22 protein-coding genes are annotated in these 22,126 nt (G+C 70.3%); 8 read left to right on the top strand and 14 right to left on the bottom strand.

The window, feature by feature from the left end:
* Positions 1-19 precede the first annotated feature (19 nt).
* Positions 20-2,080: a CotH kinase family protein gene (locus tag Q1V88_RS04760; protein ID WP_300678585.1), complete on the top strand. Its 2,061-nt coding sequence runs from the start codon at positions 20-22 to the stop codon at positions 2,078-2,080.
* 5 nt (positions 2,081-2,085) lie between these two features.
* On the opposite strand, the gene dapD is transcribed toward Q1V88_RS04760, so the two are convergent.
* Positions 2,086-3,006, bottom strand: a complete 921-nt coding sequence (dapD, locus tag Q1V88_RS04755; RefSeq protein WP_300678584.1) for a 2,3,4,5-tetrahydropyridine-2,6-dicarboxylate N-succinyltransferase — start codon at positions 3,004-3,006, stop codon at positions 2,086-2,088.
* Between the two features lie 124 nt (positions 3,007-3,130).
* Between dapD and Q1V88_RS04750 the strand changes: the two genes are divergently transcribed.
* Positions 3,131-3,721: a Uma2 family endonuclease gene (locus tag Q1V88_RS04750; RefSeq protein WP_300678581.1), complete on the top strand. Its 591-nt coding sequence runs from the start codon at positions 3,131-3,133 to the stop codon at positions 3,719-3,721.
* A gap of 135 nt (positions 3,722-3,856) precedes the next feature.
* Complete coding sequence (locus Q1V88_RS04745; RefSeq protein WP_300678578.1) at positions 3,857-4,801, top strand: hypothetical protein; 945 nt, start codon at positions 3,857-3,859, stop codon at positions 4,799-4,801.
* A gap of 10 nt (positions 4,802-4,811) precedes the next feature.
* On the opposite strand, the gene Q1V88_RS04740 is transcribed toward Q1V88_RS04745, so the two are convergent.
* From Q1V88_RS04740 to Q1V88_RS04715, 6 genes are all read right to left on the bottom strand, one after another.
* The gene (locus tag Q1V88_RS04740) at positions 4,812-5,354 is read right to left on the bottom strand and encodes a DinB family protein (protein WP_300678575.1); all 543 of its coding nucleotides are present in this window, start codon (positions 5,352-5,354) and stop codon (positions 4,812-4,814) included.
* Between the two features lie 65 nt (positions 5,355-5,419).
* Positions 5,420-5,911: a DinB family protein gene (locus Q1V88_RS04735; protein WP_300678572.1), complete on the bottom strand. Its 492-nt coding sequence runs from the start codon at positions 5,909-5,911 to the stop codon at positions 5,420-5,422.
* A 52-nt stretch (positions 5,912-5,963) separates the two neighbouring features.
* Entirely contained in the window at positions 5,964-6,629 is a 666-nt protein-coding gene (locus tag Q1V88_RS04730; RefSeq protein ID WP_300678566.1) for a hypothetical protein, read from the bottom strand.
* A 58-nt stretch (positions 6,630-6,687) separates the two neighbouring features.
* The gene (locus tag Q1V88_RS04725) at positions 6,688-8,307 is read right to left on the bottom strand and encodes a long-chain fatty acid--CoA ligase (protein WP_300678563.1); all 1,620 of its coding nucleotides are present in this window, start codon (positions 8,305-8,307) and stop codon (positions 6,688-6,690) included.
* 32 nt (positions 8,308-8,339) lie between these two features.
* Positions 8,340-9,446 (bottom strand): DUF5938 domain-containing protein, encoded by a 1,107-nt coding sequence (locus Q1V88_RS04720; protein ID WP_300678561.1) that lies wholly within the window; start codon positions 9,444-9,446, stop codon positions 8,340-8,342.
* Positions 9,447-9,451: 5 nt separating this feature from the next.
* Positions 9,452-10,240 (bottom strand): SDR family oxidoreductase, encoded by a 789-nt coding sequence (locus Q1V88_RS04715; protein ID WP_300678558.1) that lies wholly within the window; start codon positions 10,238-10,240, stop codon positions 9,452-9,454.
* A gap of 121 nt (positions 10,241-10,361) precedes the next feature.
* Between Q1V88_RS04715 and Q1V88_RS04710 the strand changes: the two genes are divergently transcribed.
* Positions 10,362-10,964 carry a TetR/AcrR family transcriptional regulator gene (locus Q1V88_RS04710; RefSeq protein WP_300678555.1) on the top strand — a complete coding sequence of 201 codons (603 nt, stop codon included), beginning with the start codon at positions 10,362-10,364 and terminating at the stop codon, positions 10,962-10,964.
* Between the two features lie 214 nt (positions 10,965-11,178).
* A complete protein-coding gene (gene ileS / locus Q1V88_RS04705; protein WP_300678552.1) occupies positions 11,179-14,442 on the top strand; it encodes an isoleucine--tRNA ligase in 3,264 nt (1,087 codons plus the stop codon).
* A gap of 71 nt (positions 14,443-14,513) precedes the next feature.
* Here the strand turns inward: ileS and Q1V88_RS04700 are convergent, their stop codons facing one another.
* The 7 genes from Q1V88_RS04700 to Q1V88_RS04670 all read right to left on the bottom strand — a co-directional run bounded on the left by Q1V88_RS04700 (position 14,514) and on the right by Q1V88_RS04670 (position 19,694).
* Entirely contained in the window at positions 14,514-16,031 is a 1,518-nt protein-coding gene (locus Q1V88_RS04700) for a M17 family metallopeptidase (RefSeq protein WP_300678550.1), read from the bottom strand.
* Complete coding sequence (locus Q1V88_RS04695) at positions 16,024-16,191, bottom strand: DUF3117 domain-containing protein (protein WP_300678547.1); 168 nt, start codon at positions 16,189-16,191, stop codon at positions 16,024-16,026. The genes Q1V88_RS04700 and Q1V88_RS04695 overlap by 8 nt, the downstream gene beginning before the upstream one ends.
* A gap of 193 nt (positions 16,192-16,384) precedes the next feature.
* Positions 16,385-16,804 (bottom strand): hypothetical protein, encoded by a 420-nt coding sequence (locus Q1V88_RS04690; protein ID WP_300678546.1) that lies wholly within the window; start codon positions 16,802-16,804, stop codon positions 16,385-16,387.
* A 13-nt stretch (positions 16,805-16,817) separates the two neighbouring features.
* Entirely contained in the window at positions 16,818-17,228 is a 411-nt protein-coding gene (locus tag Q1V88_RS04685) for a DivIVA domain-containing protein (RefSeq protein ID WP_300678543.1), read from the bottom strand.
* Positions 17,229-17,233: 5 nt separating this feature from the next.
* Entirely contained in the window at positions 17,234-17,962 is a 729-nt protein-coding gene (locus Q1V88_RS04680; RefSeq protein ID WP_300678540.1) for a TIGR00730 family Rossman fold protein, read from the bottom strand.
* A complete protein-coding gene (gene dapE, locus Q1V88_RS04675) occupies positions 17,962-19,038 on the bottom strand; it encodes a succinyl-diaminopimelate desuccinylase (RefSeq protein ID WP_300678538.1) in 1,077 nt (358 codons plus the stop codon). The genes Q1V88_RS04680 and dapE overlap by 1 nt, the downstream gene beginning before the upstream one ends.
* A gap of 8 nt (positions 19,039-19,046) precedes the next feature.
* Positions 19,047-19,694 carry an O-methyltransferase gene (locus tag Q1V88_RS04670; RefSeq protein ID WP_300678536.1) on the bottom strand — a complete coding sequence of 216 codons (648 nt, stop codon included), beginning with the start codon at positions 19,692-19,694 and terminating at the stop codon, positions 19,047-19,049.
* 143 nt (positions 19,695-19,837) lie between these two features.
* Here Q1V88_RS04670 and sigE point away from each other — a divergent pair, with 143 nt between their 5' ends.
* The 3 genes from sigE to Q1V88_RS04655 are packed head-to-tail and all read left to right on the top strand — an operon-like array spanning position 19,838 to position 22,111.
* Positions 19,838-20,428, top strand: coding sequence for an RNA polymerase sigma factor SigE (gene sigE, locus Q1V88_RS04665; protein ID WP_300678533.1), 591 nt, complete (start codon positions 19,838-19,840; stop codon positions 20,426-20,428).
* Complete coding sequence (locus Q1V88_RS04660; RefSeq protein WP_300678530.1) at positions 20,425-20,862, top strand: hypothetical protein; 438 nt, start codon at positions 20,425-20,427, stop codon at positions 20,860-20,862. The genes sigE and Q1V88_RS04660 overlap by 4 nt, the downstream gene beginning before the upstream one ends.
* 52 nt (positions 20,863-20,914) lie before the next feature.
* Complete coding sequence (locus Q1V88_RS04655; protein ID WP_300678527.1) at positions 20,915-22,111, top strand: trypsin-like peptidase domain-containing protein; 1,197 nt, start codon at positions 20,915-20,917, stop codon at positions 22,109-22,111.
* Positions 22,112-22,126 lie beyond the last annotated feature (15 nt).

The raw sequence follows: 22,126 nt of genomic DNA, 5'->3' as shown, positions 1-22,126 counted from the left end.
TCATCGGTGGGTTCTGGTCGTGCTGGCCCTGGTGCTGGCGACCCTGGTCGACTCCGGAGCCTCGGCGGTGGCGGCCGGGCAGGACGTGCCGGGGCCGAGCCTGAAGGCCACGACGACGAAGACCGCGACCGCCTCGACCTCTGCGGGCCTGCGGCTCCGCCCGGCCCACCCGACAGTGGGGGAGCGGACCCAGGTCAGCGGCACGGCCCCGGGCCGGCGTCGCCGCGCCGTCATGCTCCAGGTCGCCTCCGGTGGCCGGTGGAGCACGCTCAGCCGCTCCACCGCACGCCGCAGCGGGGCGTTCACCCTGGTCCGGAGGGCCACGGCGACCGAACGGCTCCGGGTGGTAGCGCCGCGGGTGGCAGGCTCGCGGCACCGGCGCGGGCTGGCCCGCTGGGTCTCGCGGACGGTGGTGCTGACCCCGAGAGCCGCCACGGTCACGAGCCCTGCCACACCGACGCCTCCCTCGACCTCGACTCCCACTCCGACCCCGGAGGCCGCCCCGACGGTGGTCCTGGACGCTGTCGCGGCGGTGATGGTCGAGGGGCTGGCGACGACCGTCGGAGCCCGGGTCACCCCGATCGTTCCGGGGCGCGGCGTACGTCTCGAACGGGCTGAGGGCACCGACTGGGTCACCGTCTCCACGGCGCCGCTCGCTGCCGACGGCACGGTCGCGCTCCCCGTGACTCCCGGCGCTGCCGGCACTACCGAACAGCTCCGCGCGGTGGCTGAGGCCGCCGATGGGTGGAGCGCCACCGTCGCCTCCGCGGCGGTGCCGGTCACGGTCCAGGCCGGGCTGGCCCGGGTGGACCTCACCACCGACGACGCGCTGCCGATCGGCGCGGCGGTCGACCGCGATGGCGACGGTGACGTCGACCTCGACGACAAGTTCGCCTACACGACCGGGGCGATCGCGGTGGCTCCCCGCGGCTCGACGGCGACCGCGGTCCCGGCGCTCGGCTCGCGGTTCCGGGTGCGGGGCAACTCCACCTCCTGGGTGCTGGTGAAGCTGTCATACAAGATCAAGCTGGACACGAAGGCAGCGCTGCTCGGCCCGGGCGGCTCGACGTCGAAGAACTGGGTGCTGCTGGCGAACTTCTACGACCGCTCGCTGCTGCGCAACGACCTCGCCTTCGAGACGGCGCGGCGAATGGGGATGGCCTGGACCCCGCGGATGACCAACGTCGAGGTGTGGCAGAACGGCACGTACGTCGGCGTCTACCAGCTCGGCGAGAGCATCGAGACCAACACCGACCGGATCGCGATCGACGTCGACGGCGACAACGCGAAGGGGTCGAAGGCGGCCAACGGCGGCTACCTGCTCGAGATGGACTCCTGGCCCGACTCCGACCCGCATCTGACCACCGGCCACGGGGCCCAGGTCTTCCTCAAGGAGCCCGAGTACGACGTCGCCTCCGACGCCGACCCCTACCTGGCGGGAGTGAAGACCTCCCTCGACGAGCTCGAGTCGGCCCTCTACGGACCGGACGTCACCGACCCGGTGATCGGCTACCGCGCCCTCGTCGACGTCGACTCGTTCGTGGACTGGTACCTGGTCAACGAGCTGACGAAGAACGTCGACGCTGGCTTCAACAACAGCGTCTGGCTCTACCGCGGCAACGGTGGGCGGCTCACGATGGGGCCGGTCTGGGACTTCGACCTGTCGGCCGGCAACGGTGCGGTGGGCGGGGTCGACGACCCGACCGGGTGGCTGCTGCGCAAGCTCCCGCTGACCTCACCGATCAGCCCCTCGATGTTCACCGGCCCCGAGGGGCACTGGCTCAACCGGATGCTCGTCGACCCGTGGTTCGTGGGTCGGGTCCAGGAGCGGTGGTCGCAGGTGCGCACGGCGCTCCTCGGCTTGCCCGACTACCTCGCAGCGGAGCGTACGTCGCTGGCGGCCGGTGCCACCCGGAACTTCGGGCCGGTTGCGGCCGGAGGTGCGGGGATGCCGCTGGGGGCGACGTTCCTCGACGGTGCGGGTCCGTTCTTCGCCACCTGGGGGGAGAACGTCGATCACCTCGACGGGTGGCTGCGGGAGCGGCTCGCCTGGATGGACGAGCAGCTCACCGCAGCCTGAGCACGTCAGTTGGCGTGCAGCGCCTCGTTGAGGACGATGCCCTCGCCCTGCCAGGCCACGGCCTCGATCGCACCGGAGACCGAGTTGCGGCGGAAGAGGATGTTGGAGGCACCGGAGAGCTCGAGCGCCTTCTTCGTGGTGCCGTCGGCGAGGGTCACCTTGGTGCCGGCGGTGATGTAGGTGCCGGCCTCGATGACCGCGTCGTTGCCGAGGGAGATCCCCAGGCCGGAGTTCGCGCCGAGCAGGCAGCGCTCGCCGATCGAGATGACCTGCTTGCCGCCGCCGGACAGGGTGCCCATGATCGAAGCGCCACCTCCGACGTCGGAGCCGTTGCCGACCACGACGCCGGCGCTGATCCGGCCCTCGACCATCGAGGCACCGAGCGTGCCGGCGTTGAAGTTCACGAAGCCCTCGTGCATCACGGTGGTGCCCTCGGCCAGGTGGGCGCCGAGCCGGACCCGGTCGGCGTCGGCGATCCGGACGCCCGAGGGGAGCACGTAGTCGGTCATCCGCGGGAACTTGTCCACGCCGTAGACCGCGACGTTCTTGCCCGCGGCCTTGAGCCGGGCACGGGTGAGCTCGAAGCCCTCGATCGCGCACGGACCCTCCGAGGTCCAGGCGACGTTGGCGAGCAGGCCGAACTGGCCGTCCAGGTTGACGCCGTGCGGGGCGACCAGACGATGGGAGAGCAGGTGCAGTCGGAGCCACACGTCCGGGGTCGTGGTCGGAGCGGCGTCGATGTCGATGGACACCAGCTCGACCTTCTTCTCGACCTTGCGCAGCGCGTCGGTGCCGGCCAGCGCGAGCAGCTCGGCCGGTGCGGCGGCGTCGGCCGGGGCCTCGCCGAGGGCGGGCGCCGGGAACCAGGCGTCGAGGACGGTGGCGTCGGAGTAGGTCACGAGGGCGAAGCCCCAGGCAGTAGTCACGTGGAGTGAGTTTAGGGGAGGTCCCCGCCCGCGGGCCCCTGTGGATAACCGACGCCCAGCATCCGGGATCCGTGTGAGGGTGGCCCCTACACGGGTTGGCGGTCACACTGGAAGGAGTCTGCATGTGTCTGTCGCATCTGGAGCCGCGATGTCAGTCCCCGTGGAGGAGCCGCTGCGTCGGGTCCGCATGTCCTGGGAGGAGTTCCTCGCTCTTCCGGACCATCCGCGCGCGGAGTGGGTCGACGGCGAAGCGGTGCTCCAGGTGACGCCCCCGGTGTGGGGCCACGGCTCGACGCAGGCGAGGGTGTGTGCCCTGCTCCTGGAGCACTTCCCGCAGGGGCACGTCGCGGTGGAGGCGTTCCTCCAGCTGCCGCGCAACCGGGTCAGGCTCCCCGACGTGATGATGATCGCGCAGCCGCCCGGCGCCGACGGCTGGGTCCGGACGGCGCCGCTCCAGGTCGTAGAGGTGCTCTCGCCCTCGACCCGCACCGAGGACACCGTCGGCAAGTACGCGGAGTATCTCGAGGGCGGGGCCGAGCACTACTGGATCCTGGACCCGGAGTCGGTGACGCTGGATGCCTGGCGCAACGTCGGGGTCGACGGGGTGCGGGCCTGGGAGTCGATGCTCCATCTGGACGCCGGCCACCCCGTCGGCGAGGTGGAGGTCGCCGGCGTCGCGGTCGGGCTCGACCTGGACGTGCTCCTCCGGCGGTGAGGTGAGGGTGCTGTCGGCCACCGGCGGTCGGACACTGTTGGTCGCTCGTTCCGTCACGGTTCGGGCTGCGGCTCGCCGAGACTCCTAGCGTTCCTGCCCGGTGGGGGGAACCATCGAGTGAAGTCGGAGAGTCCAGTGCGTCTCAGTACCCGTATCACCAGCATCGCCGCCACCGTCGCGGTGGTGCTCCTGCTGGCCAGCCAGGCCGCGAACGCCGCCTACTACAACACCTACGCCGACGTGGCGAGCACGCCCGACGTCTCGGGGGCCACGTCCACCCAGGGCTTCGCCGCCGGCAGCACGTACCTCTACTCGGTCAAGACCCGCAGTGCCCAGGACGACGACCGTGCGGTGATCTACCGGGTGAACAAGGACACCGGCGCCACCGAGGTGATGACCAACGGCACCGACGGGCTGGGCTACAACACCTGGCTCGGGCACGCCAACGACATGACCATCGTCGACATCGACGGCGACCACCACCTGTTCGTCGTCACGATGGCGGCCACCGGCGCGCAGCTGGTCAAGCTGCGCTACGACGGCGCGACCTACTACAAGGTTGGCTCGTACGCGATCGAGCTCAACGGTGCGGTCAAGGCCGTCTCGGGGATCGCGAAGAGCAGCGTTACCTCGACCGCGATCAACTTCCTGTTCAAGAGCGGCACGCAGATCTACACCGCCTCGCTGCCGCTGCGGGCCAACTCCGGGACGATCGCGCTGACCAAGGCGTTCTCCCTCGACATCGCCAACGCGCAGGTCAACGGGGCGACCGTCTCGAACATCGGCGACTACCTCACCCAGGGCATGTTCTACGACGCCGCCCACGACACCCTGTACTTCCCGCTCACCCTGGAGAACCGCAGCATCGTGCTGGTCTACCCGGGCGTGACGCCGAGCAGCACCGGGACGGTGTCGGCCGCCTCCGACCTCTCCTTCCGGATCACCTCGTCGAAGTACACCCTCTTCGAGATCGAGGGGGTCGGGGTGAGCAACGGGACGCTGTGGTTCAACACCAACCGCGCCAACGCCGACGGCGGGTTCGACGCCGTGCACTCCTTCGACGGCTACACGGTCTCCTGACCGCACCCCGTCACAGACCGGTACGGCCGTCGAGGCACTCGCGCAGCAGGTCCGCGTGGCCACAGTGTCGGGCGTACTCCTCAACCAGGTGGACGAGGATCTCGCGCAGGCTCAGGTCGGCGCCGTGCCGGTCTCGACGGAGGTCGCCCAGATCGACCCCGTCGAGCCGGTCCAGGCTGCCGTCGGCGTACTCGCGCCAGGTCCGCCACCGGCCGAACGCCTCCTCGACGCTGGCCCGGGTCGGCTCCACCCGGTGGAACCCGCCGGTGGGGTCGTCGGCGTCGAGGCGCTCGATGCCGAGGTCACCGTCGATCACCATCGAGAACCAGTAGTGCTCCACCCGCGCCATGTGTCGGACCAGGCCGAGCAGGCTCAGGTCACTGGGCGGCACCGACCGGGTGGCGAGCTGCTCCGGGCTCAGGTCCTGGCACTTCATCTCCAGGGTGAGGCGGAAGTTGTCCAGATAGTCGCGGTACGTCGCGAGCTCCCCGACCGCGCCACTGTCACCGCGCGGGTCGTCCTGCGGGGCGACGAACATGCCATCGAAAGCCATCACCCCAGCCAACCCGCAACGGCGGCGGAAGGGAAGTGGATTTCGGCAGCCGGCCTTGCGTGACCCTAGAGGTCGGTCCGTCCGTCGAGGCATTCGCGCAGCAGGTCGGCGTGGCCGCAGTGCCGGGCGTACTCCTCGACCAGGTGGACCAGGATGTCGCGCACCGTCGTGGTGGCGCCGTCGCCGTTGTAGACCACGACCCGGGCCATGTCGGCGTCGCTCTGGGCGTCGAGCCAGGCGTCGGCCCGGGCGATCTCGTGGTGCCAGGCGTCCATCGCCTCGCTCACGCACGCCAGCGACCCGTCCGCCCCGTTGAACTCGATGTCGGGGTCGGACGGGTCGGTGAACGGCCGAGGCTCAGCGAGGTTGCCCTGTAGCGCCCGCTGGAACCAGGTCTGCTCGACGTACGCCATGTGACGGACCAGGCCGAGCAGGGACAGCGTGCTCGGCGGGACCGCGCGGGTGGCGAGCTGGGCCGGTGTCAGGTCCGCGCACTGGCGGGCCAGGGTGGAGCGGAACTGGCCCAGATAGGTGCGGTACGTCGAGAGCTCACTCATGGCACCAGTGTGCGACGAGCCCCCTCCGGTCGTCGCACACGGGTGCCGCGGCTCAGCGTGCGAGCGAGGACAGGTGACGGACCAGGGAGCGGCTGGTCCGGCTGGTGGCCTTCACGTAGGAGGCGACGTCGTCGGTCGACCCCTCGTTGGAGGTGGTGCTGACCAGCAGCAGCCAGCGACCCGAACGGGAGACCTGGTCGATCTTGAAGCCGACGGAGTAGTCCCAGGTGCGGGTGACGGTCAGGCTGGGCGCGCCGGTCTTCGCCGTCACGAAGCCGACGTTGAGCTTCTTGCTGGTCTGACCGCAGGTGCGAGCGACCCGGGCGACGCGGTTCTGGGCGCGGGTGGCGGCCTTGGCCGTGCTGTAGTGCACCAGGGTGCGGATCGAGGAGGCCTGCGGGTCCTCGGCGCCGGCGGTGAGCGACTGGGTGGCGCCCTTGCCGGGCATCACCTGGGTGCCGCAGAAGCTGAGCCGGTGCGCGGCCTTGAGGCCGGTGGTCGGGCCCCAGCGGGTGATGTGGCCGTCGGCCTTCGGCAGGCCCTTGGCGATCGGGAAGGAGGTGATCGGCTTGCCCGCGGTGGCCGTCGAGGCGGTGGAGGAGCCCGACGTCGTGGGGGTGGCTGAGGCCTGCGAGATCCCTGCCGTGGTGGTGGCGAGGGTGAGACCGGTCAGGGCGAGGGCTGCGAGTGTGACGCGTGCCCGAGAGGAAGTAGTCATACTCCACTGACGCACAGCGGGCCGGTGAGGTTGCGTCCTGTACGCCGTGTCGTGGTGGTTACCCAGATTGGGGGAGACCCGGCGTGCTCGTGCTCGTACCCGTGCCCGCTGCGGCACCGTCCTCGCGCAGGCTGGCCTTGATCTCGTTCTTGAGCACCTTGCCCACCTTGGACCGCGGCAGGTCGGGCCACACGAAGACCTCCTTCGGGGTCTTGACCGAGCCGATCCGCCCCTTGACGAAGGCCTGCAGGTCAGCAGGGTCAGGAGAGGCGCCGGGGACCGGCTGCACGACGGCCACGACCCGCTCGCCCCACTTGTCGTCGGGCAGGCCGATCACGCCGCAGTCGTGCACGTCGGCGTGGGCCAGCAGGGCCTGTTCGACCTCGGTGGAGTACACGTTGAAGCCACCGGTGATGATCATGTCCTTGGCGCGGTCGACGATCTGCAGGAAGCCGTCGGCGTCGAGGTGGCCGATGTCGCCGGTGTGGTGCCAGCCGCCGGCGAAGGCCTCGGCGGTCGCCTCCGGGTTCTTGTAGTACCCCGCCATCACCAGGGAGCCGCGGACACAGATCTCGCCGTCGGTGCCGGTCGCGACCGGCTCGCCGTCGGAGCCCAGGATCGACACGGTGCACAGCGGCGTCGGCCGTCCGGCCGAGGTCAGGCGCTCGGTGGCGATCGAGCCGTCGGCCCGGCGGTGGTCGGCCGGTGCCAGGGTCGCGATCATCATCGGTGCCTCGGTCTGGCCGAACAGCTGGGCCATCGGGCCGATCCGGTCCAGCGCCTCGGCCAGACGGCTCGGGGACATCGGGGCGGCGCCGTACCAGAAGCACTCCAGGGAGCCGAGGTCCGTGGCGGGCAGATCGGGGTGGGCCAGGGCCAGGTAGATCAGGGTCGGCGGCAGGAACGTGTGCGTGATCCGGTGGCGCTCGATCAGGGCGAGGAACTCGGCGACATCGGGATGACGCATCACCACGATCTCGCCGCCGCGGGCCAGCACCGGGAAGCAGAGCACGCCGGCGGCGTGGGTCAGCGGGGCCAGGGCGAGATACCGGGGTACGCCGCTGAAGGGATAGCTCATCAAGGTCAGCGAGGTCATCGTCTCCAGGTTGGCGCACGTCAGCATCACGCCCTTGGGCCGGCCGGTGGTGCCACCGGTCCCGACGATCATCGCCAGGGTGTCGCCCGGCGTCGACGGGCCGGACGACCCCGACGGCACCGGCGGCGCGGTGGCTGCCCTGGTGGCCAGGAAGTCGGCCCAGGTCAGCACTCCGGCGAGGTCGGGCAGGTCGGCGTCGAAGCAGACCAGGGTGGTCAGCCCCGGCAGCCGATCGCGGATCTGGGCGACCAGCGGGGCGTAGGCGGAGTGGAAGATCAGCGCGACGCAGTCGAAGAGCTCCAACAGCTCGCGGTTCTCCTCGGCCTCGTTGCGGGGGTTGATCGGGCACCACACGGCGCCGGCGGCGCTGATCCCGAAGACACAGCTGAACGCCGTCGGATCGTTGGCCGACAAGATCGCGACGCTCTGGCCCGGCCGCACGCCGCGGGCCCGCAGGCCCGCGGCGATGGCGTCGCTCAGCTCGACCACCGTGCGGTAGGTCCAGGTCTCGCCGTCGGTGGTGAGGCAGGGCGCCTCCGGGGCGAGCGAGGCGCCCTTGTGCAGGTAGTCGACCAGGCGCATCGTTCAGGCCTGCACCGTCAGCACCGGGGCCATCACCAGGCCGAAGGAGCGCAGCACCCGAGCAGCTCGTGGTGGCCGAAGGCCTGGCAGCCCGAGGCGAAGCCGACCCGTCGCGGTGGCGTCTGCAGCAGTGAGTACGCCGCGAACGCCTGCATCAACCCGGTCTGCTTGTAGTTCGAGTTCCCGTGGATGACACAGTGCGCCCGGCCCAACGGCCCCGAGGCGTGCACCGAGTCCAGGGACTTGTTCAGCCGCGGGTTCTCCCGCGGCGGCATCTGGTTCATCACCTGGGCGGCGGTCGCGGTCAGGGCGGCGTCGCGGTCGGCGTCGTTCATGTCCTTGGTCGCCTCCAGGGCGGCCGCCACGATCTGCGGCACGCCGTTCATCAGGGCGGCGTTGAAGACCCCGCCCTGGGCCTTCACGTTCGCCACCCGCGGATCGCGCTTGAACCAGACCGGGTGCGACGTACCGCCCCAGGGCAGCGAGAGCGCGAGCTCGTGCTGTCCGGGGACCACCAACGGGACCAGGCCCTGGTTCGGGTCGAAGTCGACGTACTGGTTCTGCTCCAGATAGTGCGCTGCCGACGTGGCGGCGTTGACCAGGATGGTCCGGGTCGAGGCGATCGTCGGGCTGCCACCCCAGAACACCGCGATGTCGAGGGTGTCCAGGCCGGGCTGGTCCAGGCACAGCTGTGCGGCGATCTCGCCGGTGGTGTACATCTGGGCCAGGCCCGGGGAGAGCAGCAGCCCCGCGGCGGCGAAGTCGGCGCCGTAGGTCTCGTCGCAGCTGATCAGCCAGTCCTGCTCGCCGGTGGTGTCGGTGTAGTGCGCGCCGGCGGCCAGGCACGCCTGGACCACCTCGTGGCCGTGGGCGCTGAACGGCCCGACGGTGTTCAGCACGACCTTCGCGCCGGTGAAGAGCCGGGTCAGGGACTCGACGTCGTGGCTCACCTCGACGATCTCGTAGTCGGCCGTCTCGATCCCGGGGACGTGGGCGTTCATCGAGGCCGTCAGCGTGTCGGCGCTGCGTCCGGCGGCGATGAACCCGACGCCGTACTCACGGAGGTACTCGCACACCAGGCGTCCGGTGTAGCCCGAGGCCCCGTAGACCACGACCTGCTTGTCACTCGTGCTCGTCATCGCACTCACATCCCCATCCCGCCGTCGACCGGCAGCCCGATGCCGGTGATGAACCGGGCCTGGTCCGAGGCCAGGAAGACCACGGCGTCGGCCATGTCGGCGACCTCGCCCAGCCGGCCGGCGGGGGTCTGGTCGATCACTCCTGCGACCGCGGCGTCGGGGGAGTCGAAGAGGCCGAGGGCCGCCACGTCCTGGGCGAGTCCGGCGCCCATCGCGGTGGGCACCAGGCCCGGGTAGACGCAGTTGACCCGGACGCCGTAGCCGAGCTTGCCGGCCTCCATCGCCGCGACCCGGGTGAGCCGGTCGACGGCGGACTTGGTCGCGGAGTAGCCCGCGATCCCGGGGAACGCGATCGTGGCGGCGACTGAGGAGATGTTGATGATCGTCCCGCCGTGACCGGCAGCGCCGCCGGGGCGCATCGCACGCAGCCCGTGCTTGACCCCCAGGGCGGTGCCGAGCACGTTGATCTCCAGCATCCGACGCAGGCCGTCGGGCTCGATCTCGGTGATCAGGCTGGTGATCTCGACCCCGGCGTTGTTGACCACGATGTCGAGGCCGCCGCACTGGTCGACGGTCCGCTCGACGGCGGCGATCCAGTCGGACTCCTGGGTGACGTCGAGGTGGACCGAGCCCGCCCCGCCGCCGAGGCCGGCGGCCACCGAGGCGGCCAGGTCGTCTTGAACATCGGCGACCATCACCCGGGCACCGGCTCCTGCCAGTGCCTGGGCCATGCCTTCGCCGAGCCCTTGGGCAGCGCCGGTGACGAGTGCTACCCGTCCTGTCAGATCAGTCATCGAACGTCCTCCGAGTCGGTGCAGTGAGGTGATGTGCCTCACACTCCGTCCGATCTTGACGACTGTCAAGATTTTTCTGGACAGTCGTCAAGATTGAGGGTGGAGGACGTACGCTGACCCCATGAGTGCCGCCGCCGTCCGTCAGGTCGACAAGTTCGATCAACGCCGAGCCCAGCTCGCCGCGTCGGCTCTGGCGACCCTGGGGGAGCGTGGCTACGCCCGTACCTCGCTGCGCGAGATCGCCCAGAACTCGCCGTTCTCACACGGCGTCGTGCACTACTACTTCGCCAACAAGACCGAGCTGATCGTGCACTGCGTGCGGGAGTACAAGAAGGTCTGCGTCACCCGCTACGACGGGGTGATCGACGCTGCGGTGGACGCCGACGACCTCGTCGCGCGGTTCGCCGACAAGCTGGTCGAGACCCTGTGCGAGGACGTCGCGATGCACCGGCTCTGGTACGACCTGCGCACCCAGTCGATGTTCGAGGACGAGCTGCGTGCTGACGTGCTGGCGATCGACCATGCCCTGGAGGAGATGATCTGGCGGGTCGTGCAGCGGTACGCCGATCTCGCCGACCGCGAGCCGGTCTTCGACCCGCCCGCGGCGTACGCGCTGCTCGACGGGCTCTTCGAGCAGGCGGTGCTCGCCCATCTCGCCGATCGCCCCGCGGCCGAGGCCCTGCGGCTGCGTGCGGCTCAACTCATGCCATTGCTGCTCGGCTGAGCGGGTAGCATGGGCACACAGCGTTCGAGCCGTCATCAGCGGCGAGCTCCGGGAAGAACAGCCCTCCTGACCAGGGGAGCCCAGTAGAACCCGGCGGGTGGCCCGTCACAGCCTGCTTCATGAGTGGTCGATGAAGGTCGGCAAACCAGGTGGTACCGCGGTCCTGACGGATCGTCCTGGTGGGCAGAGCAGACCGACCACCAGGAGAGACCCGATGACCTATCCCAAGGTCAGCACCGACCCGTCGCACGACGGCGTTCCCGCCAGCCCCCGCTTCCCGCAGATCGAGGAGCGCGTGCTCGCGTACTGGAAGGACGACAGCACCTTCCAGGCCTCGATCGACGCCCGCGACCCCGGTGAGAACGGCTCCAACGAGTTCGTCTTCTACGACGGCCCGCCGTTCGCCAACGGTCTGCCGCACTACGGTCACCTGCTCACCGGCTACGTCAAGGACATCGTCCCGCGCTACCAGACGATGAAGGGCAAGCGCGTCGAGCGCCGCTTCGGCTGGGACACCCACGGCCTGCCCGCCGAGCTCGAGGCGATGCGGCTGAACAACATCAAGACCACCGACGAGATCGTCGAGATGGGCATCGACAAGTTCAACGCCGCCTGCCGTGAGTCGGTGCTCAAATACTCCGGCGACTGGCAGTCCTACGTCACCCGCCAGGCCCGCTGGGTCGACTTCGACAACGACTACAAGACCATGAACCCCGAGTTCATGGAGTCGGTGATGTGGGCCTTCAAGAGCCTCTTCGACAAGGGCCTGATCTACGAGGGCTTCCGGGTCCTGCCGTACTGCTGGAACGACGAGACCCCGCTGTCCAACCACGAGCTGCGGATGGACGACGACGTCTACAAGATGCGGCAGGACCCCGCCGTCTCGGTCGGCTACGACGTCACCGGTGGCCCGGTGGCCGAGCTGGTCGGCGCCAAGCTGGTGATCTGGACGACCACCCCGTGGACGCTGCCCTCCAACCTCGCAGTCATGGTCGGCTCCGAGATCGAGTACGTCGCTGTGGAGTCCGCCCAGCCCACCGGGACGCCCGAGCGCTACATCCTGGCCGCCGCCCGGGTGGATGCGTTCAAGAAGGAGCTCTTCGCCGAGCTCGACGAGGCTCCCGTGGTGTGGCGCGGCACCGGTGCCGACCTGGTCGGCCTGACCTACACGCCGCCGTTCTCCTACTACCTCGGCCACGAGAACGCCTTCCGCGTGGTCGCGGCCGACGACGCCGTCACCACCGACTCCGGTACCGGCCTGGTGCACACCGCCGGCGCCTTCGGTGAGGTCGACAAGGAGATCACCGACCGCGAGAACATCGTCGCGGTGATGCCGGTGGGCAAGGACGGTCGTTTCACCGCTCCGGTGACGGAGTACAAGAACACGCTCGTCTTCGACGCCAACAAGCCGATCATCGCCCACCTCAAGGCCGTCACCGCCGGCAACACGGAGGCCGGCGCTGCAGGATCCGTCACGCCCGGCACCGTGCTGGTCCGCCAGGAGTCCTACGAGCACTCCTACCCGCACTGCTGGCGCTGCCGCCAGCCCCTGATCTACAAGGGCGTCTCGTCCTGGTTCGTCGAGGTCACCGCGGTCAAGCAGCGGATGCTGGAGCTCAACCAGCAGATCAACTGGACCCCGGAGCACATCAAGGACGGCCAGTTCGGCAAGTGGGTGGAGAACGCCCGCGACTGGTCGATCACCCGCAACCGGTTCTGGGGCTCCCCGGTGCCGGTGTGGAAGTCCGACAACCCCGACTTCCCGCGGATCGACGTCTACGGCTCGTTCGAGGAGATCGAGCGCGACTTCGGTCGGCTCCCGCTCAACGCCGACGGCGAGCGCGACCTGCACCGCCCGTGGGTCGACGAGCTGACCCGGCCCAACCCCGACGACCCCAGCGGCGCCTCCACGATGCGGCGCGTGGCCGACGTGCTCGACGTCTGGTTCGACTCCGGCTCGATGTCGTTCGCCCAGAACCACTACCCGTTCGAGGCCAAGGACTGGTTCGAGCACCACTTCCCGGCCGACTTCATCGTCGAGTACATCGGTCAGACCCGCGGCTGGTTCTACACCCTGCACATCCTGGCCACCGCGCTCTTCGACCGACCGGCGTTCCAGTCCTGCATCAGCCACGGCATCGTGCTGGGCTCGGACGGCAACAAGATGTCCAAGAGCCTGCGCAACTACCCCGACGTCTCCGAGGTCTTCGACCGCGACGGCGCCGACGCGATGCGCTGGTTCCTGATGGCCAGCCCGATCCTGCGCGGCGGCAACCTCGTCGTCACCGAGACCGGCATCCGTGACTCGGTGCGCCAGGTGATGATCCCGCTGTGGAACAGCTGGTACTTCTTCAGCCTGTACGCCAACGCCGCCGGCATCGACGCCGAGTGGTCCACGGCGTCGGAGGACTCCCTGGACCGCTACATCCTGGCCAAGACCCGCGAGTTCGTCGGCACCTACACCGCGGCGATGGACTCCTACGCGATCGCCGAGGCCTGCGAGGCGACCGGGGAGTTCCTCGACGTCCTGACCAACTGGTACATCCGGCGTTCGCGCGAGCGGTTCTGGTCCGAGGACCGCGACGCGTTCAACACCCTCTACACCGTCCTGGAGGTCACCACCCGGACGATCGCGCCGCTGCTGCCGCTGGTCACCGAGGAGATCTGGCGCGGCCTGACCGGCGAGCGCTCGGTCCACCTGGCCGACCTGCCCACGGTCGAGGACCTGCCCGGCGGTGCCGAGCTCGACGCCCTGGTCGCCGCGATGGACACCGTCCGCGACGTCTGCTCCACCACCTCGGCGCTGCGCAAGGCCCGCAAGTTGCGCAACCGGCTGCCGCTGGCCGGCCTGACCATCGTCGGCCCCGGCATCGGTGGCTTCGAGGCGCTGGTCGCCGACGAGCTCAACCTCAAGTCGGTCACCCTGCTCGACGCCGACGCGCCCGAGGCCGCCTCCTACGGCGTCTCGCAGAAGCTGTCGGTCAACGCCCGCGCCGCCGGTCCGCGGCTGGGTAAGGACGTGCAGCTGGCGATCAAGGGCTCGAAGTCCGGTGACTGGTCCGTCGCGGCCGACGGCACCGTGACCGCCGGTGGCCTGGCCCTGGTCGAGGGGGAGTACACCCTGGAGACGGTCGCCTCGGCCGACGGAGAGGAGACCGCTGTCGCGATGCTCCCGGCCGGCGGCTTCGTCGTGCTCGACACCGTGGTGACGCCCGAGCTCGCCGCCGAGGGTCTGGCCCGCGACCTGATCCGTGCGGTCCAGAACGCCCGCAAGGAGGCCGGTCTGGACGTCTCGGACCGGATCGAGCTCGTCGTCGCCGGTGGCGACGAGGTGCAGGCTGCGGCCACCACCCACGGCGACCTGATCGCCCGGGAGACGCTGGCGACGACGTACGTCGTGGGCGAGACGGCCCAGGGTGCCGCCGTCACCGTCGGTGACGGCCTCAGCGCCACGGTCGCGGTGACCAAGGCCCACTGACCCCGTACGACGCAGCACGGCCCCTCCCCGACGGGAGGGGCCGTGCTGCGTTTCTCGGGCTGTGAGGCTGCTCAGTGGGCGGCGCCGGCCGCCAGCCAGGTCAGCAGGGTGCGCGCCCCGAAGGCGGTCGGGCCCTGCGTCCACTCGTCGCGATCGGCGGGAGCGTCGCCCACCGAGGCGATGTCGAGGTGGGCCCAGGGCAGGCCACCGGTGAAGTGCTGGAGGTAGAGCGCGGCCGTGATCGAACCGGGGCCGCCGGCGGAGTTGTCGCCGTCCCCGATCGTGGCCGAGATCCGCTCCTCGTACAGGTCCGAGAGCGGCAGCCGCCACCACGGCTCGCCGGCTGCGGCACCGGCGTCGCGGATCGCGGCAGCGAACTCGTCGGAGGTGGCGAAGAGACCACCGAGCTGCTGGCCCAGGGCGACCTTGACCGCACCGGTGAGGGTGGCGATGTCGAGGATCGCGTCGGGCTTGATCTCCCGCACGGCGTAGGACAGTCCGTCGGCCAGCACCAGGCGCCCCTCGGCGTCGGTGTTGTTGACCTCCGAGGTCCGCGCGGTGGCGTCGCCGGGGTAGTGCCGCAGCACGTCGCCCGGACGCATCGCGGCACCGGAGACCAGGTTCTCGGCGATGCAGAGCAGGCCGACGACCTTGACCGGGACGTCGAGCGACTGCAGCGCCGCCATCGTGGCCAGCACGATGCCCGCACCGGTCATGTCGCGCTTCATCGTGCCCATCGACTCGCCCGGCTTGAGGTTGTAGCCGCCGGAGTCGAAGGTGATGCCCTTGCCGACCAGCACGATGGTGGGCGTCTTGCGCGAGGACTGCGCCGGCGTGTAGTCCAGCCGGACGAACCGCGGCGGGTTTGCCGAGCCCTGACCGACCCCGAGGATGCCGCCGAAGCCCTCGCGGGTCAGCGCCTCCTCGTCCCAGACCTTGATCTGGAGACCGGCCGCGGCAGCGGTCGCCTCGGCCTGCTCGGTCAGCCACTGCGGCGACTTCACGTTGGACGGGACGGTCGCCAGGAACCGCGCCTGCCAGCCCGCCTCGGCGATAGTGACGGCACGGTCGCGGGCCTCGGCGTACGCCGGGTCGAGCTCGGCCAGCACCACGGTGCCGACCGGGGTCGACGCGGGTCCGTCGGCACGCCAGTCGAACGAGAACGAGGCCAGCACGACCCCGGTGACGAACGGCTCCAGGCCGACCTCGGGCTCCACGGCGGGCACCGAGGTGTGCACGGTGGCGCGGTCGCGGACGGCACGGGCCAGTGCGGCGCCTGCCTTGCGGAACTCGTCGACGCTCGCCGAACCCACCCCGACCAGGAGCACCTGGCGGAGGGCGGGGTTCAGCGGGGTGCCCGAGGGGACCGGGAGGCTGACGATCTCACCGGCCTTGCCCGTGGCCTTCTCGAACTCGAGTGCGGCGAGCAGGTCGATCTCGTCGGCCAGGCTCGCAGAGCCCGGACCGAGCACGAGGGCGTCGTCCTCGCGCAGCACCGGCAGAGCGACGATCTCGGCACCGGCGAGGTGCGGATCGCGTCCGTCGAGCGTGATGCTCGGGGGAGTGACCTGGGCCGGCAGCTCAGGCAAGGGCTGCGTTGAGGGCGCCACCGAGGGAGGCGACCTCGTCTGCGTTGAGCTCGACGACCAGGCGTCCGCCACCCTCGAGCGGGATACGCATGACGTAGCTCCGGCCTTCCTTGGTGACCTCCATGTCGCCGTCACCGGTACGTGGCTTCATCGCCGCCATCTGCGACCTCTTCCTGTGCGGCCCGACGAGTCGGGCAGGGTCAAGGACCCCGAGTGTGGAACTCCATGATCCCACATCGACGAATCAGAGGGCCAACGTTCCACCCAGGTCCGTGATTCGTCACACCCGGACGCGACTGCTCAGCGGCTGCTCGGCGACCGGTCGGCGGCCGTCGGGAGACGGCTCGGCGGCGTCAGATCTTGCTGGTCACGTAGGCGAACGTGAACCAGCCGACCACGATGAAGAGCGACAGGTGCGCGGCGATCGAGAGCCACGGGGTGGTCGACCAGGAGTCGGCCGAGGTGGACAGCGCGGCGGCACGCTTGCCACGGGCACTGGGCTTCCAGCGGGCCAGCAGGAACAGGCCGGTGATCGCCACCACCCACCAGCAGCCCAGGCCGATCACGCCGACCAGCGAGGTCCAGTCCGAGTCGGAGGAGGCGACCAGGAAGATCAGCCACAGCACGAAGCCGATCCCGCCCAGCCAGGTGTGCAGGCGCAGCGTCAGCCCGGGGTGGGTACGACGCAGCCGCAGACGGGTCAGCAGCACCACCAGGCCGGCCAGCAGGCTCAGGGCGAGGGTGATGCTCAGGGGCAGGGTGAAGTCGCGCACAACGGGACGGATGCTAGTGGTCGTCGCCGCGGTCGGCGACTTCGGGCGTCTCAGTCACCGGATGATCGGTCGACTCGGGGGCGCTGGTGGACTCCGTCGAGGGCTCCGTGGTGGGCTCGACCGGGGGCTCGATCGCCTGCTCGGGAGCGGGCTCGACCGCCTGCTGCGGGGCCTGCTGCCGGGCGGCGGCCAGCTGCGCCTCCAGCCGCGCCACCAGGGCGTCGACCTCGCTGGTGCGGTAGCCCCACACACTCATCGTGAAGCGGACCGAGCGCAGATCCTCGGGCCCGAGGTCGCGGGTCGTGGGCAGCAGCACGTCGCGCCGGTCGTCGTACGTCGGCGCGAGGCCGTCCCCGTGACCGGCGGCGACCACCACGACCGCCCCGAGCAGGAGCACCACGATGATGGCGAAGATCCACAGCATCGGCGCTACTCCTGGGTCTGGGCGTCGCGGGCGCGCACCATCAGCTCGACGGCCTCGTCGACGTCGTCGGTGATGGTCAGCATGTCGAGGTCGCTCTGCTTGATCCGGCCGTCGACCAGCATCGTGTCGCGCATCCAGTCGACCAGGCCGGTCCAGGCCGACACGCCCATCAGGACGATCGGGAAGCTGTTGATCTTGCCGGTCTGGGCCAGCGTCATCGCCTCGAAGAGCTCGTCGAGGGTGCCCAGACCACCGGGCAGGACGACGAAGCCCTGGGAGTACTTGATGAACATCGTCTTGCGGACGAAGAAGTAGCGGAACTCCATGCCCTGGTTGACGAAGTCGTTCATCGAGGTCTCGAAGGGGAGCTCGATGCCCAGACCGATGGACTGGCCGCCGGCCTCGGTGGCGCCCTTGTTGACCGCCTCCATCGAGCCCGGTCCGCCGCCGGTGATGACGGCGAAGCCGGCCTGGGCCAGGGCGCTGCCGACCTTGACGCCGAGCTCGTAGGTGGGGTGCTCGGGGGCGGTGCGCGCCGAGCCGAAGATCGACACGGCCGGGCCGAGCTCGGCGAGCTGGTCGAAGGCCTCGACGAACTCGGACTGGATCTTCATCACGCGCCAGGCGTCGGTGTGGTGCCACCCGGCCGGGCCACGGCTGGCCAGCAGGCGCTCGTCGGAGGTGGTCCCGGGGCGGGCCTCGTTGAGTCGGGGTCCGTTGAACGTGCCGCGCATCAGTTGCCTCCCAGCCACGCGCTCAGGGCGCGCTCGCAGTGCTCGATCTCGGCCACGCGCACGTGCTCGTCGGCCTTGTGGGCGAGGAGCGGGTCGCCCGGCCCGTAGTTCACCGCCGGGATCCCCAGCGTGGTGAACCGTGCCACATCGGTCCAACCGAACTTCGGTGCCACCTCGCCACCCACGGCCTGGATGAAGGCCTGCGCCGCGGGCCGGTCCAGACCGGGCAGCGCGCCCGGAGCCGAGTCGGTCAGCACGACGTCGTACGGCGCGAAGAAGTCGCGCACGAAGGCGAGCGCCTCGGCTTCGGAGCGGTCGGGGGCGAAACGGTGGTTGACGGTCACCACGCACTCGTCGGGGATCACGTTGCCGGCCACCCCGCCGGAGATGAAGACCGCGTTGAGTCCCTCGTGGTAGGTCAGGCCGTCGATCACCGGCTGGCGGGCCTCGTAGGCCGAGAGCCGGGTGAGGATGTCGGCGGCGGCGTGGATGGCGTTGGAGCCGACCCAGCTGCGGGCCGAGTGGGCTCGCTCGCCGGTGGTGCGGACCTGGACCCGCAGAGTGCCCTGGCAGCCCGCCTCGACCCCGGCGTTGGAGGGCTCCATCAGGATCGCGAAGTCGCCGGCGAGGACCTCGGGGTGTTGCTGGGTGAGCAGGTTGAGGCCGTTGAGGCTGGCCTCGATCTCCTCGCAGTCGTAGAGCACGAAGGTGAGGTCGCGGCTCGGCTCGGTCAGGGTGGCGGCCAGCCGCAGGATGACGGCGTCGCCGCCCTTCATGTCGCAGGTGCCCAGGCCGTGCAGGATCTCGCCGTCCAGGCGCGAGGGGAGGTTGCCGTTGACCGGCACCGTGTCGAGGTGGCCGGCCAGGATCACGCGCTCGGCGCGACCCAGCTCGGTGCGGGCCACCACGGTGTTGCCGAACCGCTCCACCCGGAGGTGGCCCAGGGCCCGCAGTGCCGCCTCGACGGCGTCGGCGATCGGCCCCTCGTTGCGGCTCACCGACTCGATGTCGACCAGCTGACGCGTCAGCGTGACGACATCGGTGGTCAGGTCGAGGGGAGCGGCAGTCGAGGTCATGCCCCTAGTCAATCAGCCTGCCACTCGCGCTTGGCGAGCAGCAGTCCGTCGCCGATCGGCAGCAGCAGCGGCACCAGGCTGTCGTGGGCGGCGATGGTGCGACCGAGGTCACGCACCGCCATCGTCTCGGCGTCACGCTGCGAGGGGTCGGGGACCTTGCCCGACCGCAGCGCGTTGTTGAACGCCACCACGCCGCCGGGGCGCAGCAGCCGCAGGGCCTCGGTCAGGCAGGCCTCGGACTCCTCGATGTCGGCGTCGACGAACATCAGGTCGTAGTGGCCGTCGGTGAGCCGGGTGAGCACGTCGAGGGCGGCACCGCTGATCGTGCGGGCACGCTGGGTGGGGATGCCGGCCGCGGTGAAGGTCTGGCGGGCGAAGCGCTGGTGCTCGGCCTCGATGTCGATCGAGGTGAGCACGCCGTCCGAGCGCATCCCGCGCAGCAGCCACAGGCCCGAGACGCCGGTGCCGGTGCCGACCTCGATCACGGCGCGGGCGTCGAGGACGGAGGCGAGGAAGCGCAGGGCGCTGCCGACGCCGGGGTTGACCGGTGTGATCCCGGCGTTCGCGGCCCGCTCCCGGGCGGCGACGAGGATCTCGTCCTCGGGCACGAATTCGTCGGCATAGATCCAGCTGGCAGCACTGATCGGGTCGCTCACGGTTCCCAACCTAACGTGAGCGCCGGGTAGCGTCGGGAACGAAACCCCGTGCAGGCTCGTTGACAACTCTCAGAGAGCCTTCAGATGAGGTTCGTAGTGTGAGGATCCCCGGACCGATCGGTCGGGGGAGAAGGAGCAGAGACATGTCTCTCTTGGAGAGTGATGCGCTGGCCGGCGTCCCCACCTGGGACGAGGTCGTCGAGCAGCACTCAGACCGCGTCTTCCGGCTGGCCTACCGGCTCACCGGGAACCGGCCCGACGCCGAGGACCTGACCCAGGAGGTCTTCGTCCGCGTCTTCCGCTCGCTCGACACGTACACGCCCGGCACCTTCGAGGGCTGGCTGCACCGGATCACCACGAACCTCTTCCTCGACCAGGCGCGCCGTAAGCAGCGGATCCGCTTCGACGCGCTCTCCGACGAGCGGGCCGACAAGCTCGCCTCGGCGCAGCCGACCCCGGACCTGGCCTTCACCGACCAGCGCTTCGACGACGACATCGAGGCCGCTCTGCAGGCGCTACCGCCGGACTTCCGTGCCGCGGTCGTGCTCTGTGACGTCGAGGGCCTCTCCTACGAAGAGATCGCCCAGATCCTCGGTGCCAAGCTCGGCACCGTCCGCTCCCGGATCCACCGGGGCCGCTCGATGCTGCGCGAGGCGCTCGCGCACCGGGCGCCCAAGGCCGGTCGCCTGCGCTACTCCGGGCCCAAGGTGCTCAGCTGGGGGTCGAAGTCGTGAGCATGTGGCAGGTGGGCGGTCACCTCGGTGACCGCGCCAGTGCGCTGCTCGACGGCCAGCTCTCCGAGGCTGACTCGGACCGGGCCTGGTCCCACGTCGCCACCTGCCAGTCCTGCAACGACCTGATCGAGCGGGAGAACTGGATCAAGCGCCGCCTCGCCGGCCTGACCTACGACCCGGCCGCGGCCTCCGACGGCCTCAAGGGCTCCCTGCTCGGTGCCGGCGGCTGCGAGCCGGGCGCCTTCTTCGGGGCCGAGCACCACCGTCGCAACGTCGCGCTCGCCGCGATCGGCGGCAGTGCCGTCGGCGCTGCGGTGATGGGCGTCCTCGCCCTCGGCGCGGCCCCGGCCAGCGCCCCCACGATCGCCCCGACCACCGTCAGCGGGATCGCCTCGTCGGTCTCCTCGCCGGTCGTCGACGTCCGCAAGCCGTAGAGGCTGAGCGCGTCTGCCCCCGCTGGCCCCGCTCAGGGGCCAGAATGGCGGGGTGACCGAGCCGACGTCCGATCCCTGGGGCCAGCCCCTGCCGCCCGCCGCGCCGACCGGACCCGTCGCCCCGGTGCCCGCACCCCGGGCTCGGCCCAGCGGCTGGGTGTGGCCCGTCGTCGCGGTGCTCGGCCTGCTCTGCGGTGCCGTCGGCGGTGTCGGGGGAGCGGCGTTGTGGGACCACTACGGCTCCGACGACTCGAGCTCGGCCACGACGTCGTACGACGGCGGCTCCACGATCGTGCAACAGGCGCCGATCGACCCGGCTGACGCCTCGGTGGTCACCGTCGCCCAGACGCTGCTGCCCTCCACCGTCCAGATCGTCGCCGAGTACGGCGGCCAGGATGCCGGTGCGACCGGCTCGGGCTTCGTCTTCGACACCGCCGGGCACATCATCACCAACAACCACGTCGTGGCCGCTGCGGCCAAGGACAAGGGCCCCGTCTACGTGATCGACGGCGAGGGCACCAAGGTCAAGGCGACGATCCTGGGCCGCTCCACCGTCTACGACCTCGCCGTCCTGGACGCGCCGAAGGCCAAGGGGCTCAAGGCTGCCTCCCTCGGAGCGTCCGAGGCGCTGCGGGTGGGAGAGCAGGTGGTTGCGATCGGCTCACCGCTCGGGCTCTCCTCGACGGTCACCAGCGGCATCGTCAGCGCCCTCAACCGACCCGTCTCGACGGGCGACTCCGCCGACGACCTCAGCTACATCAACGCGATCCAGACCGACGCCGCGATCAACCCGGGCAACTCCGGCGGTCCGCTGGTCAACCTGCTCGGCCAGGTGGTCGGCGTCAACAGCGCGATCGCGACCGCCGGGGGCAGCGGCTCGACCGAGTCGGGCAGCATCGGTGTCGGCTTCGCGATCCCGATCGAGCAGGTGAAGGTCACCGCCCAGCAGCTGATCAGCAGCGGCAAGGCGACGTACCCGATCATCGGCGCCAAGGTGAGCACCGTCGGCGACGACCCGACCGGCGACGGCGCGGAGGTGATCTCGGTCGAGCCGGGCTCACCCGCGGCGAAGGCGGGCCTGGCCAAGGGCGATCTGATCACCAAGGTCGGCGACCAGGTGGTGCGTGACGGGGTCGGCCTGATCGTGGCGATCCGCACCCACCTGCCCGGCCAGACCGTCGAGGTGCGGGTCAACAGCGCGGGCAAGGACAAGGTGCTCAAGGTGACCCTGGCCGGCCAGTCCGACTAGCGGAAAGCCGCCAGG

The sequence above is a fragment of the Nocardioides sp. genome, assembly GCF_030150155.1.
Classification (GTDB): Bacteria; Actinomycetota; Actinomycetes; order Propionibacteriales; family Nocardioidaceae; genus Nocardioides.
Note: the sequence above shows the minus strand (reverse complement) of the source record. Positions and strands in the feature narration are given on the sequence as shown.